General features: G+C 68.9%; 14 protein-coding genes. 5 read left to right on the top strand and 9 right to left on the bottom strand.

The window, feature by feature from the left end:
• Positions 1-19: 19 nt before the first annotated feature.
• The 9 genes from AB0P17_RS19695 to AB0P17_RS19655 all read right to left on the bottom strand — a co-directional run bounded on the left by AB0P17_RS19695 (position 20) and on the right by AB0P17_RS19655 (position 9,590).
• Positions 20-1,456, bottom strand: a complete 1,437-nt coding sequence (locus AB0P17_RS19695; RefSeq protein WP_365812714.1) for an NAD-dependent succinate-semialdehyde dehydrogenase — start codon at positions 1,454-1,456, stop codon at positions 20-22.
• Positions 1,456-2,643: a CoA transferase gene (locus AB0P17_RS19690; protein WP_365812606.1), complete on the bottom strand. Its 1,188-nt coding sequence runs from the start codon at positions 2,641-2,643 to the stop codon at positions 1,456-1,458. The genes AB0P17_RS19695 and AB0P17_RS19690 overlap by 1 nt, the downstream gene beginning before the upstream one ends.
• Positions 2,636-3,655, bottom strand: coding sequence for a hypothetical protein (locus tag AB0P17_RS19685; protein WP_365812604.1), 1,020 nt, complete (start codon positions 3,653-3,655; stop codon positions 2,636-2,638). Before AB0P17_RS19685 ends, AB0P17_RS19690 begins: the two co-directional genes overlap by 8 nt.
• Positions 3,652-4,476: an aldolase/citrate lyase family protein gene (locus AB0P17_RS19680; protein ID WP_365812602.1), complete on the bottom strand. Its 825-nt coding sequence runs from the start codon at positions 4,474-4,476 to the stop codon at positions 3,652-3,654. The genes AB0P17_RS19685 and AB0P17_RS19680 overlap by 4 nt, the downstream gene beginning before the upstream one ends.
• Positions 4,473-5,693 (bottom strand): cytochrome P450, encoded by a 1,221-nt coding sequence (locus AB0P17_RS19675; protein ID WP_365812601.1) that lies wholly within the window; start codon positions 5,691-5,693, stop codon positions 4,473-4,475. The genes AB0P17_RS19680 and AB0P17_RS19675 overlap by 4 nt, the downstream gene beginning before the upstream one ends.
• A 50-nt stretch (positions 5,694-5,743) precedes the next feature.
• Positions 5,744-6,772 carry a PDR/VanB family oxidoreductase gene (locus AB0P17_RS19670; protein WP_365812600.1) on the bottom strand — a complete coding sequence of 343 codons (1,029 nt, stop codon included), beginning with the start codon at positions 6,770-6,772 and terminating at the stop codon, positions 5,744-5,746.
• Positions 6,773-6,831: 59 nt separating this feature from the next.
• Positions 6,832-7,611: a coniferyl-alcohol dehydrogenase gene (locus AB0P17_RS19665; protein ID WP_365812598.1), complete on the bottom strand. Its 780-nt coding sequence runs from the start codon at positions 7,609-7,611 to the stop codon at positions 6,832-6,834.
• Positions 7,612-7,791: 180 nt separating this feature from the next.
• A complete protein-coding gene (locus AB0P17_RS19660) occupies positions 7,792-8,787 on the bottom strand; it encodes an Lrp/AsnC family transcriptional regulator (RefSeq protein ID WP_365812596.1) in 996 nt (331 codons plus the stop codon).
• A gap of 143 nt (positions 8,788-8,930) precedes the next feature.
• Complete coding sequence (locus AB0P17_RS19655) at positions 8,931-9,590, bottom strand: TetR/AcrR family transcriptional regulator (RefSeq protein WP_365812595.1); 660 nt, start codon at positions 9,588-9,590, stop codon at positions 8,931-8,933.
• A gap of 329 nt (positions 9,591-9,919) precedes the next feature.
• On the opposite strand from AB0P17_RS19655, the gene AB0P17_RS19650 reads away from it, so the two are divergent.
• The 5 genes from AB0P17_RS19650 (at position 9,920) to AB0P17_RS19630 (ending at position 15,657) form a co-directional block, all read left to right on the top strand.
• Positions 9,920-11,383 carry an APC family permease gene (locus AB0P17_RS19650; protein WP_365812593.1) on the top strand — a complete coding sequence of 488 codons (1,464 nt, stop codon included), beginning with the start codon at positions 9,920-9,922 and terminating at the stop codon, positions 11,381-11,383.
• A 27-nt stretch (positions 11,384-11,410) separates the two neighbouring features.
• Positions 11,411-13,051 (top strand): amidohydrolase, encoded by a 1,641-nt coding sequence (locus AB0P17_RS19645; protein WP_365812592.1) that lies wholly within the window; start codon positions 11,411-11,413, stop codon positions 13,049-13,051.
• A gap of 44 nt (positions 13,052-13,095) precedes the next feature.
• Positions 13,096-14,235 (top strand): aromatic ring-hydroxylating dioxygenase subunit alpha, encoded by a 1,140-nt coding sequence (locus tag AB0P17_RS19640; protein WP_365812590.1) that lies wholly within the window; start codon positions 13,096-13,098, stop codon positions 14,233-14,235.
• 216 nt (positions 14,236-14,451) lie between these two features.
• Positions 14,452-14,724 (top strand): hypothetical protein, encoded by a 273-nt coding sequence (locus tag AB0P17_RS19635; RefSeq protein ID WP_365812588.1) that lies wholly within the window; start codon positions 14,452-14,454, stop codon positions 14,722-14,724.
• Between the two features lie 147 nt (positions 14,725-14,871).
• Positions 14,872-15,657 carry an FAD-dependent oxidoreductase gene (locus tag AB0P17_RS19630; protein ID WP_365812586.1) on the top strand — a complete coding sequence of 262 codons (786 nt, stop codon included), beginning with the start codon at positions 14,872-14,874 and terminating at the stop codon, positions 15,655-15,657.
• Positions 15,658-15,731: the final 74 nt, after the last annotated feature.

The following is a 15,731-nucleotide window of genomic DNA, read 5'->3' as shown; positions in this document are numbered from 1 at the left end:
GATGACGGAGTCATGGCCGTCACCACTGGGTGGCGATGTACTTGGTCTCCAGGAACTCGTGGATGCCGTGGCGACCGCCTTCGCGGCCGATGCCGCTCTGCTTGACCCCGCCGAACGGAGCTGCGGGGTCGGAGAAGACCCCAGTGTTCAGGCCGACCATGCCCGACTCCAGCCGCTCCGCCACACCGAGTCCACGACGCAGATCCTGCGTGTATACGTACGAGCCCAGCCCCATCTCGGTGCTGTTGGCCATGCTGATCGCCTCGTCCTCGGTGTCGAAGGAGACGATGGGAGCGACCGGACCGAACAGTTCGTGGCCGAGCACGGGGGCGGTCGGCGGGACGTCGTCGATCAGGGTGGGTGGGAAGTAGTAGCCCGTGCCATCTGGAGCGCTGCCACCCAGGACGACCCTGCCTCCCGAGTCCACGGCGGACTGCACCGCCTCGCCCAGCGCGTCGCGCGCGGATGCGGATGCCATCGGGCCCACTTGCACGGAAGGAACGGTGCCGGGCCCGACCTCCAGGGCGGAGAGGCCGTCGGCGAGGCGGGAGACGAACTCGTCGTGCACGGATCTGTGCACGTAGAACCGGTTGGCCGCGGTGCACGCCTCGGCATTGTGACGCATCTTGGCGACCAGCGCTCCGGCGACCGCCGCGTCGATGTCCGCGTCCTCGAAGACGAGGAACGGGGCGTTGCCACCCAGTTCCATGGACGTCTTCAGCACGCGCTCGGCGGCCTGCGCGAGCAGGGCGCTGCCGACCCGGGTGGATCCGGTGAAGGACAGGGCTCGCACCGGGCCGTTGGCGACCAGCTCGGCGGTCACTGTGACGTCACGGGAGGTCGGTACGACATTGACCGCTCCGGCGGGAACGCCTGCTTCGGCGAGCAGCCTGGCCAGGAACAGCGCGGTCAGCGGTGTCTGCCAGGACGGTTTGACGACGACCGAGCAGCCCGCGGCGAGCGCGGGTGCAACCTTTCGCGTGACCATGGCGGCCGGCAGGTTCCACGGAGTGAGCAGCAGGGACACACCGACCGGCTGCGAGATCTCGATGATGCGCTTGTCACCGGCCGGCGACAGGCTGAGGTGACCGTCGATCCGGACCGCTTCCTCGCTGTACCAGCGGAAGAACTCCGCCGCGTAGACGACTTCTGCCTCGGCATCCGCGCGGGCCTTGCCGTTCTCGGCGGTGATGAGCGCCGAGAGCTGCTCCTTCGCGCCGATCACCAACTCGTAGGCACGGCGCAGGATCTCAGCGCGCTCGCGGGGAGGACGCCGGCTCCAGGCCGGGAGCGCGGCGGCGGCTGCCGCGGCGGCTGCCTTGGCGTCCTCGACATCCGCGTCGGCGACTTCGGCGATGACCTGTTGGGTGGCGGGGTCCTCCACCTGGAAGGTGCCGGCGTTCGCGGCCTTCCGCCAGGTCCCGTCTATGAAGAGGTCGGTGGGAGTGGTAGGGATCACGAGGACACCTCTGCGGGATGGTTCGGGCGGAACTCGTCGTTGTCGGAGCCGAGTCGGGGCACCGGCCCTGGTCGCGCTCCCTGGCCGTCGAAGAGCAGGGGCAGGCGTGGCAGGCTGAGAACCGATCCGTCCGGGCGCCGGGCGCGCTCGTCGTCGATGGGGGCGAACAGGCCGCGGTGGGCGAGCTGTGCACAGGCGCGGACGTCGGCGACGGTCTGCACGACTCCGGCCGGCTGACCCGCGGCACGCAGCGCCGCCGCCGCCTCGTGGCGGTTCATGTCCTTGGCCCACTCCTCCAGCAGCGGGACGATGCGGTCCGCCATGTGTTCCGCGCGCTTGAGGGTGGTACCGAGCTCAGGGTCCGTCTCCAGCTCCGGATTCCCCAGCGCGGCGCAGCAGCGCCGCCACATCTCGTCGGTGGGGATGACGATGGACACCCACGCTCCGTCGCCGGCCCGGAAGGCACCGACCGGGCTGAAGCGGTCGATGCCGCGCGTGGGCACCTCACCGGTGTACTCGTGCAGCGTCAGGGGGCGTTCCAGGAAGGCCGCGCCGATGTCGTACATCGCGGCGTCGACATGGGAGCCCTGACCGGTGGCGGCCCTGCCGACAAGGGCGGTGAGGATGCCGATGGTGCCGTAGATGCCGGACATCAGGTCCATCGTGCCCATCGGGGCCAGACCAGGCGGGCCGTCCTGCTCACCGATGAGGCTGGACAGGCCGCTCATGCCCTGGATGACTGAGTCGAAGGCCGGCCACTGCGCGTACGGCCCGCCAGTCGTGCCGAAGCCGGAGATCTCACAGATCACCAGGCGGGGGTGGCGCTCGCGCAGCACATCGGGTGCCAGCCCCTGCCGGGCGAGGGAGCCCGGGCGCAGGTTGCTGACCAGGACGTCGGCCGTCCTGAGGAGTTGGTCGAAGATCTCCCGGTCGTCCTCGGCACTCAGGTCCAGCTCGACGGACTTCTTGCCGCGGTTGTACGAGGCGAAGCCGCCGCTGATGTAGTCGTCGTCGGGTCCCACCTTGGGGTCGTACCAGCGACGGGGGTCCCCCGACCCGGGCCGTTCTACCTTGATCACCTCAGCGCCCGCGTCGGCCAGCATCTGCGTGCAGTACGGGGCGGCGATGAACTGCTCCAGCGACACCACACGGATGCCGTCGAGCAAGTGGAGTCCGTCAGACATGGGTCCCTCCAGAAGTGCCGGCGACCAGCGCCACAGGGCGGAAGTCGAGGACGTCTACCGGCTCGGCCTCGGGCCCCAGGGTCCGTCCCCGGAGCCGGAAGCCGATGAGCGCACCGTCAGTGACCGGCAGGATGTCTTCGAAGGTCAGGTCGAACGACAGCAGGTCGTCTTCGAAACAGGGGGCGAGGTGGTCGCACGAGCGCCAGCCGACGACCGCTGCCAGCCCCGGCACCAGCCGGGACAGTGACGCCTGGGCGAGTGCGACAGTGTGCCCTCCGTAGACCAGCCGTCGGCCTCGCTGCCCGCGGGCGGGATCGCGATGGGCGGCGGCTTGGTTCTGGGTCAGGCGTACGAGGTCCAGGGCGCCGCTGATCGAGTCGCGCAGCGGATCGGCCGCCTGGAAGCCCTCGGCGGGCAGCGGAGCTCGCGACAGCCGGGCGAGATCCCAGTGCCCGGGTACGGCGGGCAGGAAGTCTGTGAGGGGGCGGGTGGAGTCGGCGCTGCCGATGTCTCCGGCCTCTTCCAGGCGGCCCTGGTCGCGCAGGGGCAGCAGGGCCAGACGCTCCAGGGAGGCGACCAGGGCACCGTGCTCGTCACGCGTCTCGATGGAGAGCAGGACCTTGGCCCGTCTGCCCTTGCCGTTGTCGCGTGTGAAGGCACGGGCGACGGGGGTGACGGTCGAGGTCACCGTCGCTCCGATGTGCAACTGTCGGTGCAAGGTGACGTCGCGGTAGAAGAGGTTGGCGATGACGATCTTCGTCGCGACGGTCGACTGACCGATGGCGACCTGCAGGGCGAGCGCCGAGTTCACCACTCGCGCGTCCGCGCCGGTGACCGCGTGCGACAGCGGTGTACTGAGGGAGAGCCGGGCCGGGTCACCGCTGAGGGCCTGGTACAGGGCGGCGGTGCCCTCGTCGATGGTGATGGCCGGCGCGTTGGGCAGGGGTTCACCGATGACGAAGTCGTCGCCGTAGGGGCCGTCCCAGGGGTGGGCTGTGTTCTGTTCGCTCATTGCCGGCCTTCCGCGAGGATGCGACGGGCGCGGTCGACGACGGGTTTGTCGACCATGGATCCGTCCACGGCGATCGCGCCGTCGGCGGGTGCGTCGGCCGCGGCGGTCGTCACGCGGCGTGCCCAGGCGACCATGTCGGCCGAGGGAGCGAACGCCCGTTGTACGTGCTCGAGTTGAGCTGGGTGGATACAGAGCTTGCCGGTGAAGCCGAGGTCGCTCTGTCGTTGGCAGTCGGCCCGGAGCCGGGGCTCGTCCTCGACAGCGGCGGTGGGGCCGGCAATCGCCGGGATGGCGGCGCAGGCCGCCGCGTTCACGATACGCGCCTGGGCCCAGGAGGTGTCCTGGGCGCGGAGCCCGCCCGCCGCGGCGAGTTCCGCACGGTAGTCCAGCTCGCCGAACATCACGGCCCGTACGGCCGGGTGGGCAGCGATGGCGCGGGCGTCCTCGACTCCGTCGGGGCTTTCGACAAGCGCCACGATCGGCAGGTCCGTGCGGGCCGCGATCTCGCGCACAGTGTCGGGGGTGGCTTTGGGCAGCACGAGAGCGTCGAGGTGTTCTCTCTGCGTGTTCGCGAGGGTGAGGTCTGCGGCCAGGTGTGTTGAACCGACCGCGTTGACGCGCAGCCAAAGCCGTCGTCGTGCCGAGGCGAGCGGGCGTGCCGACGTGCGTACCAGCGAGCGCGCTTCGTCCTTGCCAGTGGCGGCGACGCCGTCCTCGAGGTCGACCATCAGGACCGAGGCGGTGGAGGTCCGGGCCTTGTGCAGGAACCGCTCGGAGGAGGCGGGCACCGCCAGCACGGTCCGGGGAAGGAGCACGCTCATGCCGGGCTGAACCTCACCGGGAGGGAGGCCAGACCGTTGACGAAGTTGGAGTGCAGGCGCACCGGTTCGCCGCTGACCTCAATGTCCGGCAGGCGGGCGAACAGTTCCTCGAAGAAGATCGTCATCTCCTTGCGGGCCAGTACCGCCCCCAGGCAGAAGTGGGGGCCGCCGCCGCCGAAAGCCACGTGCTGCTCCTCCGGCCGTTCGAAGTCGAGCTCACCGGCCCGTTCGAACGCGCGCTCGTCGCGGTTCGCGGAGGTGTACCAGAGCACGACCTTGTCGCCCTTGGCGATCGGCTGCCCGGCGATCTGCGTGTCTCGGGTCGCGGTGCGCCGGAAGTACATCACCGGGGTCACCCAGCGGACGATCTCCTCCACCGCGCGCGGCGCGAGCCGATGGAAGTTCCCCTGCCAGCTACGCCGCTGCTCGGGGTGGAGCGACAGGGCGTACATGCCCTGCCCGATGCTGGTCGCCGTCGTTTCGATGCCGGCGGTCACCAATAGGGCGAAGAACACCGCGATCTCGTGGTCGCTCATCCGCTGCCCGTCGACCTCGGCGGCCAGCAGGCGTCGCAGGAACGAGGCCGAGTCGTCGACCTGTTCCCGTGCCCGCGCGACCAGTTCCTCGGCGTAGGCGATGATCTCCAGCATGGCGTCGTACGCCTCGGCGGTGCCGTACGCGGACAGTGCGGTGCCGGTGAGCGCGACGAGCCGGGGCCGGTCGTCGGCGGGGACGCCGAGCAGCTCGCAGATGATCTGCGCCGGGAAGTCACCGACGATGTCCTGCATGAAGTCGCACGAGCCCTTGTCGGCGACGCGGTCGATGCACCGGCGGGCGTGTGCGCGGATCGTGTCGCTGAGGGCCTCGACGGTGCGGGGGGTGAGGACGCGGTTGACGATGGCCCGGTGGTGGGCGTGCGCGGCGCCGCTCATGTTGAGCATCCCGCCGAAGATGTGGACCATCTCCGGCGTCATGTCGACGATTTCGGTGCCGTGAGCGGAGGTGAAGGTGTCCTGGTCGCGGCTGACCTCGACCAGTTCCTGGTAGCGGACCACCGACCAGAACCCCCGGCCGCCCTCGGGGAACCAGGAGGAGGGCGGTTCGTGGTGCCAGTGCACGGCGCCTTCCTGGCGCATCGCGGCGAACGCCGCCTGCGGATCCGGTTGTGTCCAAAACTCCGGCAGGGCCGGGTTCGTGGGTGTGTCTATGTCATGCATGAGGTTCGGCCTGTTCTGCTGGCTGTGGGAAGGGAGGGGTGCCGAACGGCTCAGAGGTCGAGGACGAGCTTGCGGGACAGGCAGCGGCCGACGCAGATCATCATCGTCTCGTTGCTGTCGCGCTCCTCCGGGGTGAGGACCTGGTCACGGTGGTCGGGCGTGCCGTCGAGGACCGCCGTCTCGCAGGAGCCGCAGTAGCCCTCTTCGCAGGAGAAGGGGACCTGCGGGACGACTTCTCGGACCACGTCGATCAGCCGCCTGTCCGCCGGAACGGTCAGTGTCCGTGCGGAGCGTGCGAGTTCGACCTCGAACGAGGTGTCGGTGTCGGTTCGCCCGCTGTCGGGCACGGGCTTGGCGCCGAAGCGCTCCAGGTGGAGCGTGCCGGCGGGCAGCAACGTTTCGCTGAGTGTCTCGGCGGCCTGGAGCATCGGCTCGGGACCGCACGCGTAGACCGCGGTTCCCTCGGGCAGGTCGGCGAAGGCGGCGGCGAAGTCCGGATGCCCCAGCTCGTCCTGCGGCACCAGCGCCACCTCGCCCCCGGAGGAGGCGGCCAGTTCGGAGAGTTCGTCCGTGTAGGCCATGGACGACCGGGTCCGCCCGCCGTAGATGAGCGTCCAGGGAGTCCCCGCGGCGGCGGCTCGCCGCACCATCGCCAGGATCGGAGTGACACCGATGCCGCCGGCCAGGAAGAGATACCGGTCGGCCTCGGCCAGGCGGAAGTGGTTGCGAGGTCCGCGTATGGACAGCAGTGAGCCCTCGGTGAGCCGGTCGTGTACTTCGGCGGAGCCGCCTCGCCCATCCGCCTCCCGGAGCACGGCCACGACGTACTCGTCGGAGCGTTCCCCGGGCCCGCACAGGGAGTACTGCCTGACCGTTCCCGACGGCAGGACGAGGTCGATGTGCGCGCCGGGCTCCCATGCCTCGAACGGCCCGTCGGCCGTTTCGGCCGGTACGAGGGTCAGCTCCACCACGCCCTCGGCCGCCTCACGCCGGCCGGCGATCCGCACTTGCCGGCCCCCGGGGCTCGACGTCTGCTCTTGCGAACTCACCGGTCGGTCTCCGGCAATGCTGGTGCTCATGACCCGTGTCTCACTTTCTTTCTGATCGTCCGCCGGCGAACGCCCGGACACCCCACCGGTCAGGCGGCGGAGTTCTGACGAAGGGCGAACGCCATCTCGGCTCCTGCGTCAGCCACGACATCGGTGCCGTTGACCCACGTGGCCCGGTCGCCGGCCAGGAACTCGACGACAGCGGCAATCTCGTCGGGACGCCCATTGCGTCCTCCGGCGAGCTCCGTCAGGGGGTCCAGCTCCGCGTGTCCCATCGACGCGTAGAACGAGGGCAGGAGGGGAGTCTCGACCGCACCCGGACTCACGGTGTTGAGGCGCACGTGACCGCGGTAGCGCTGGGCGGCGAGGGAGGTCCACACGATGAGGGCCTCCTTGCTGCGCGCATAGGCGTCCTTGCCGTCGCGGAGCAGGGCGGCGCCTGTGTCGACGCCGCTTCGGAAGTCGGGCGTTTCGATCAGCCGGGTCACCTCGGCGAGGTGATCGCGCCAGTACCAGCCGGCGGTGGACGCCACGCTGACGACGGCGCCGCCCTCGTTCATGCGCGGCACCAGCCGGTCGGTCAGGTGGCGCAGCCCGAAGAAGTTGACGCCGAGGATCAGCGGGACCGGGGAGGCTCCGGAGACCCCGGCCACGTTGCACAGGACATCGGCAGGCCGGTCCAGCGCGTCCACGGCCGTGGCGATCGACGAGCAGTCGTTCAGATCGGTCTCGACGAAGTGAACCGGGGAGCCTGGCTTCCTGCGGTCGAGAACGATGACCTCGTCCCCCCGCGCCGTGAAACGACGGACGACGGCTTCACCGATGCCCGACGCCCCTCCGGTGACCACGACGGTGCGTGACCTGGTCATCGACTTCCCCTTACGAACCCGCGGCAACTCACTGCTGCGCCGTAGGGGCACGGCAGCGTCGGACGCCCTCACAATGACATGAGGAGACTGGTTCGGCAAGGGAATCTAACGAACGCGTGCAACTTGAGGCGCTAATTTTGCAGATCTACCTCACCGTGGAAGCCTTTTTCTCGCGGGGTTTTACAGGGCGGACCAGGTGTACGGAAGCTTGTGGATGTCGATGTAGTTGAAGGTCTCCGTGGTCAGCACCCCCGGGATGCCGCGCAGGACGCTCCCGGTCAGGCGGTACAGATCGGCCCTGTCGGCGCAACTCACCTCCAGCAGGAGGTCGTAAGGGCCGATCGTGGCGGCCACGACATCGATCTCCGGCACCTGACGCAGTCGCTCCACGACCTCGGGCAGGGGGCCCTGCACGCGTACTCCCACGCCGGCCTGCACCCGATGGCCGTAGCGGAGTTGGTTGGTGATGGTGACGATCTGCACGAGGCCGTTGTCGAGGAGGCGCAGCACCCGCCGGCGCGCTTGGGCGTACGGGACGCCCGACTCCTCGGCGAGTTGGCGGTAGCTGGCGCGCCCGTCCCGCTGCAGTATCCGGATCAGCGCCCTGTCGGCCTCGTCGAGTTCATCGGCGGAACGACGGGGGACCGGGGGGTGTTGCCGCGCGCCGCCGAGGAGAACGTGATGCGACCCGGCGGGCTCGTACTTCTCCACGGAGAGGTACTGCATGGTCAGGCACTGGGCGACGCCGGGCAGCGTGCGGACCGATTCATCGAGGATCCGCAGCAGGTCGCGGTCATCCCGGGCCACCAGCTCGGCGACGATGTCGAACACCCCGGCTGTCTGTACGACGAGATCGGCTGCCGGGAGCGCGTTCAGCGCGCGAGCGATGGGCAGGGCCGGGCCGCTCACCGTGATGCCGAGCAGTGCGAAGCTCTCCAGCCCGAGCAGGGGGGCGGGGATGCTCCCCACTACCTGGATGACATCTTCTGCGATCAGGCGCTTGAGCCGCTCACGGACCGCGTCCCCCGACAGGTCCACACCGGCGCCCAGTTCCGCATACGCGGCCCTCCCGTTCGCCGTGAGAAGTCTGATCAACTTCTCGTCCACGGAGTCAAGGGCCGCCCCGGATTTGGGGGCCTCCGGATCGGCGCTCCGGTCATCGTGCTGCCGTGGCATGAGCAATACCTCCGCGTGTAGGACCCCCGAGGGAGGTCCGCACACTACACTTCGAAACCAGGGAATTTTGCAATCTGGTTCGGTGCGCCAGCGTTTTGGACATGTGCCCTGGGGTGCGGCGGTTCACCTACGGTCGGCAGGGATCAGTCGCGGACCTCGGGACTCGGTACATCTGAGCCGGAAGGCGAGGGCAGGGACGCGTCCCGCGTGGCCGTTCCGTGCGGACTCCAGCTCTGGAGGAAGCCCCGCACCTCCTGCTCCAGCCGGGCGGAGGAGTAGGTGGCCGGGTCCAGGGCGGCCATGACGCCGAGGCCGTCGACGAATGTGGCCAGGGTCAAGGCCGCGCGGGCCGCCTCCCAGGGCGGGACAAGGATTCCTTCCTCGATGCAGGACTCGACCAGTCCCCGTATCCGGCCTTGATAGTCCTGGTGGTCCTCCAGTACCGCCTCGGCGAGCGCCGGATGGTCCGCCACTCGCCCCATGAACCCGAGCCAGATTTTGAAGTCCAGTCGCGACTGGGCATCCACGGGGAGCGCGCGGAGAAGAACGCCGACGAGGCGTTCGAGTGGGGGTGTCTCTGACGTCGGGCCCAGCTCCTGCTCGCGCTGGAGAGCCAGCCTGTAGGCGAACAGGAGCAAGTCGTCACGGTCGCGGAAGTAGTGGGCGATCACACCCCGCGTCCACCCTGCCTCAGCGGCCACGGAGCGGATCGTGGCCCCCTCGATGCCCTCGCGTTCCACCACCGCCCACAGGGCGCGGGCGAGATCCTTCTTGCGCTCGCCGTGGTCGACGATCTTGGGCACGCTTCCTCCCGTGTTACGCCTGACTCGGCGACTGTTGCGACTGCCCTGCTCCGGTGCTGGTCAGAGCCGTGCCGGAGGTCGGTGGTCGCCATTTTTGCATTCACCCTCTTGACGCCGCCCCAGCTCCGGGTTTTTATGACACCGTCATGTTAAAGCGGGGTTGTCGTCACGCCCCGTCGTCTCCGCGGCGCCCATGCCGTCACTCCATTGCCCTCGCGCGTCCGTCCCGCCGTCATCAACAGGCGCAGCCGGACACCGGGCGGACCGTATCCCGTCACTTGCTCTGCCTTCCGGTTTGTCCGCCCTTACCTGCCCGAAGGGAACCCCCGATGCCACCGACTGCCGACGGCACCATCGAAACGAACTCCGAGCGTGGAAGCACGGACAGTCACGTCCACACCCTCAAAGCGGGTGTGCTCGGGGTGACCGCGGTGGCCTTCCTCGTCATCTCAGCCGCCGCCCCGCTGAATCTCCTGGCCGGCTACGGCCCTCTGGGCTACATGGTCGGCGGGCTCGGTGCCCCGGCCGGGTTCGTGCTCGCCGGCCTGGTGCTCGCCACCTTCGTCGCCGGTTTCATGGCGATGACCCGGTACATGCACCGCCCGGGTACGTTCTACGCCTACGTCGAGCGCGGGCTGGGCAAGGACCTGGGCCGCGGGGCCGCCGCGGTGGCGCTGATTTCCTACCTGGCGATCCAGGTGGGCGCGATGGGCATTCTGGCTACGGTCGCCCAGTCACTGATCGACAACTTCTTCGGCCTCCACGTCCACTGGGCGATCATCGCTGTCGTCCTTCAGGTGATCATCTGGTACCTGGGGCGGCGGGGCATCGACATCGGCACGAAGGTCCTGGGAGTCCTGCTGTTCGCCGAAATCGGCATCCTCGCCGTCATCGCCGTGTGCGTGCTGGTCGAGGGAGGCAGCAGCGAGGGCATCCACGCCGGTTCGTTCGCCCCGTCGAACGTCTTCACCTCCGGCATGGCGGCGTCGTCCGTCGTCTGGTTCGGCGCCTTCCTCGGTATCGAGTACACCGCGATCTATCGAGCGGAGACCAGGAACCCCGAGCGCACCCTCCCCCGCGCCGCATATGTCTCCCTGAGCTTTCTGGCCGTCTTCTACTGCTTCGTCAGCTGGGCCATCGTCCAGGCTTTCGGTGACTCGGCCATCGCGACGGCGGCCGGTGACCACCCGACGGACATGATCTACCTGGTCGCCGAACGCTACGTCGGCACTTGGGCAGGCGACGTGACGCAGATCCTGATGGTCACCAGCAGCATCGCCTCCGGCCTGGCCTACTTCAACGCCATCAGCCGCTACGGGCACAGCATGTCCAGCGAGGGCATGCTGCCCAAGAGGATGTCGCGCGTGCATCCCGTGTACCGCTCCCCGAACAACGGCAACCTGCAGGCCATCATCACCGTCGGCGCAGTCTTCCTGTTCACCGCAGTGGGCCTCGACCCCTACACGAACATGACGGTCTGGATGAGCACGCCCGGTGTCCTCGGCATCATTGTGCTGATGACCCTGACGGCGGTAGCCGTCGTCGTCTTCTTCTGGCGCAGGCAGCAGTCCTCGCGCGACCGCTGGGTCGTTGCGGCGTCCTCCGTCTCCGCACTCCTGCTCGGGACTGTGACGTACCTGCTCATCGACAATGTCGCGCTCATGACCGGCAGCACGGGAGCCGTCAATGCCTTCGCCGTCACCCTGCCGTTCGCCGCCCTGCTCCTCGTGGCGGTCGTCAGCCGCCTTCGACGCGGGCACGGTGCCGTCGCGGCCGCCGACACCGACGCCTGACCCCGAGAACCGAAAAGAGCCACACTCATGCACGCTCAAACCGTCTTCCTCGGTGGCCCCGTCCATACCGTGGACGCCGCCCGTCCCTGGTGTACCGCGGTGGCGGTCCGCGAGGGCCGCATCGCCGCCGTCGGTCAGGAAAGTGATGTACGGGAACTCATCGGATCGCGGACCGAAGTCGTCGACCTCCAGGGCAAGCTCCTGCTTCCCGGCTTCCAGGACGCCCACGTGCACCCCGTCTTCGCCGGCCTCCAGCTCCTTGACTGCGACCTGGGCTCTGCGCGGAGCGCAGACGACTACCTTGCAGTCGTCGCGGATTATGCGGCGAGCCACCCCGAACGGTCCTGGATCAGGGGTGGGGGCTGGACCTTCACCGCCTTCGGCACCGCCATGCCCACCAGGGAGCAGCTGGACAGCGTGGTCAGCGACAGGCCGGTCTACCTCTCCGTACGTGACGTCCACAGCGCCTGGGTCAACAGTCGCGCCCTGGAACTGGCCGGCATCGACGAGCGCACCGACGATCCCGTAGGCGGCCGGATCGAACGCGACGCGAACGGCCGCCCCTCCGGGGTCCTCCACGAGCAGGCCATGGAGCTGGTGGCACGGTTCCTCCCGGAGCCGACCATGGACGACCTGCGGGCCGCTCTCGCTACCGCGCAGCGCCACCTCCATGCTCTGGGCATCACTGCCTGGCAGGACGCCCTCGTCGGTTCGTTCGGCGGCCAGCCTGACCCACTCGACGTATACCTCGACGGGGCACGCTCCGGCCTGCTGACCGCCCGGGTACGCGGCGCCCTCGGGTGGGACCCGGATCGGGGCCTCGAGCAGGTTGGCTCGCTGATCGAGCGCAGGGAACGCGGCCAAGCCGGCCGGTTCACGGCGGCCACCGTCAAGATCATCCAGGATGGAATCCCCGAGAACGGGACGGCAGCGCTCACCGATCCGTACCTGGACAAGTGCGGCTGTCCCACGGCCAACCGCGGCCACTCCATGGTGGAGCCCGAACGCCTCAAGCGTGCCGTCACGCAACTCGACGCCCACGGATTCCAGCTGCACTTCCACGCCATCGGAGACCGGGCGCTCACAGAGATCCTTGACGCCCTGGAACACGCTCGGAAGACCAACGGCGACACCGGGCTGCGTCACCACATCGCCCACCTCCAGGTCGTACGGCCCGAAGACGTCTCCCGCTTCCGAGCACTGGACGTAGCCGCCAACATCCAGCCCCTCTGGGCCGCCCACGACGACCAGATGGACGACCTGTGCATTCCGGTCCTGGGCGAGCAACGCGCCGCCTGGCAGTTCCCCTTCGGGGATCTTTGGCGCGCCGGCGTCACCCTCGCCGCCGGCAGTGACTGGGGTGTCACCTCGGCCGACCCCCTCCTGGGCATCCACGTCGCGGTCAACCGCGTCCTCCCCGAAGTACACGGCAAGCGTGAGGTGTTCCTGCCCGAGCAGCGCCTCGACCTGGCCACCGCGATCCGCGCCTACACGTCCGGCAGTGCCTACGCCAACCACTTGGACGACACCGGCTCCATCACAGTCGGCAATCGCGCCGACCTGGTGCTCCTCGACCGCAACCCCTTCGACGGACCACCCGAGCACATCGCTCACACGCGAGTCCTGCGCACCTACATCGAGGGCACCCTCGTGCACGCCGCCAGCTGACCTGCAGATCAACACCGCACCCCAACACATCGAGGTAGATCCTTATGGCCCCCGCCATTCGTCCCCCCGAGACCGCCCAGGCACTGCCCCGCGAGGCGTACCTGTCGCAGGAGCACTTCCAGAAGGAACTGGAAAGGATCTTCTACTCGACGTGGCAGTACGCCGGACACGTCTCGGAGTTCCCGACGACCGGTTCCTACAAGCGCTTCGCCGTCGGCGACGTCGACCTCCTCCTGGTCCGTGCCGGCGACGGCGCGATCAACGCACTGCACAACGTGTGCCGTCACCGCGGGGCACAACTCGTCTCCGACGAGACCGGAACCTGCAAACGCGCCGTGACCTGCCATTACCACGGGTGGGCCTACAACCACGACGGCAGCCTCCGAGGCGCTCCCAAGATGGGCGAGGACTTCGACAAAACCCAGTTCGGTCTGAAGCGCGCCCACACCGAGATCTGGAACGGCTGCGTCTTCGTCTACCTCGGCGACGAGACCCCCACACCGGTCCGCGCAAGCCTCGCCGATGTCGTGTGGCCCTACGCGGACCTCGACCGGGCCAAGGTCGCCGAAGTCGTGACCCATGAGGTGGAGAGCAACTGGAAGATCTGCTGGGAGAACGCCCTTGAGTGCTACCACTGCGCGATCAACCACCCAGAACTCGTTCGCGTCTTCGACCAGGACGGCGACGCCGGCGGCGCCGACGGAGGCGACGACTACGTCTACTTCGTCAACCCGCTCCTCGGCGACTCGCTCTCGGTGACGCTCTCGGGCCACCTGGAGAGCAAGATGCTCTTCGAGTGCACCACCCCCCTGGACGAGGCACGCGGCTTCTTCCAGTGGCACACGTCAACCTTCGAGATGGTCGCCAGCCCGGACTGCGTCGCCGTGATGACCTACACGCCGCTGGCTCCCAACCGCACTCGCATCACCCAGACCTTCCTCGTGCCCGAGAAGGCCGAAGCCGGCACGGACTACGACCCCGGCACTCTCTTCGAACTGCACAAGCTGGCACGCGAACAGGACAACCAACTCTGCACCTCGGTACAGAAGGGCGTCACCAACCCCGCCTACGTCCCAGGCCCCTTCAACGACATCTATGAGGTCGAGAACCTCCGATTCCTGGACGTCTACTGGAAACTCATGGGCGACACCTCCAGCAGCGACTACAACAGTCATCGCGGGTAGCAGGGCATCTCCAGGGTGGATCCAGGCTCAGTGGGCCATCACGGGCTCGCCCTCGGACGGCTCCAGGGCCCGATTCGGAATCAGGAACGCCGCGGCGGACGAGGGCGCCCTGGAACGACTGCACGCCTACTTGCTCCGCGCCGTCCACGGGGTGCCACTCGCCGCCGATGTACCCCCGCCCCCGACCGGACGGCGGCGGCCTGCTTCGCCGCCAAGATGGCCCTGGAGATCGGCGCCTCCGACCCCGAGGTGCAACGCCTGGCCAACGACTGCTTCTCCGTAGTCCGGACGGCGGTGGCCGAGTGCGTGCGAGCGGCCCAGCGCAACGGCGACATCGACCCCGATGCCGATCCCGACGACCTCGCCTACCTCCTGCTGACCATCATCCGCGGGAGCGATGTCGTAGGCGCGTACGGCCACAGCCCCGCCCGCCTGACCTCGATCGCGGAAAGCGCGTTCGCCCTGCTGCCCCGCCCCCGCCACCGCTGAGAAGGGCACGGCCGGCCTCGTTGCACCGGCACCTGATGCGGTCGGCCCACTTCGACACCGCGGAGACACGGATTTGGACGGCGTGTGGACCCTGCGCACCCTGGACGACGCGACAGCCCTCCGAGCCTCGCTCCGGGGGCGGCTGACGTGGTGGTCGTCGGGGCCGGCTTCATCGGGGCGGAGATCGCCTCTTCGGCGCGAGCGGGCGGTGCCCGGGTCACGATCGTGGAGGCAGCCGCCGTACCGCTCGTCCGCGCGGTGGGCGAGGTGGTCGGCCGCGTGCTCTCCACCCTGCACGAACGGCACGGCACACGCCTGCTCTGCGGCACGACGGTCGAGGCACTGATCGGGGACGGACACGTGAGCGGCGTCCGTCTGTCAACCGGCCAGGTCCTGCGCGCCGACGCCGTGGTCGTCGGCGTGGGCGCCGCTCCGGCGACGCAGTGGCTGACGACTTCCGGCATCGTCCTCGATCCCCGCGACGGAGGCGTCGTCTGCGACGAGTACCTGGAGTCGTCCATCCCCGGCGTCTACGCCGCAGGAGACGTCGCGCACTGGCCCAACGGACTGTTCGAGGGCGACGACACCACGCGCCTGGAGAACTGGACGAACGCCGCGTCGCAGGCCGCACACGCCGCCCAGAACGCGGTACGGCCCGACCGGCGTCGGCCCTACGAGACCGTGCCCTACTTCTGGAGCGACTGGTACGGCCAGCGGATCCAGTTCGTGGGCACCGCCGACGCGGATGCCGTGAGCGTTGTCGGCGGCGGCGGACCGGACGAGGGATCGGATCACCTCGTCGCCCTCTACCGACGCGGTGACCGGCTCCTCGGCGCCGCGACCCTCAACGAACCCCGCAAGATCATGAAATACCGGAGGTTCATCGCCGAGCGCGGCCTGTGGTCCGCCGCCGAAACCGCGGTCCCGGGCTGAAGGGGGTCCGAAACGGCAGCACGCCGTCGATGTTCCGGACAACGAGAGCCGACGCCCGACGCCCACGGCAACCC

The sequence above is a fragment of the Streptomyces sp. NPDC088124 genome, from assembly GCF_040685895.1.
Taxonomy (GTDB): Bacteria; Actinomycetota; Actinomycetes; order Streptomycetales; family Streptomycetaceae; genus Streptomyces.
This window is presented reverse-complemented; position numbering and strand designations above follow the sequence as displayed.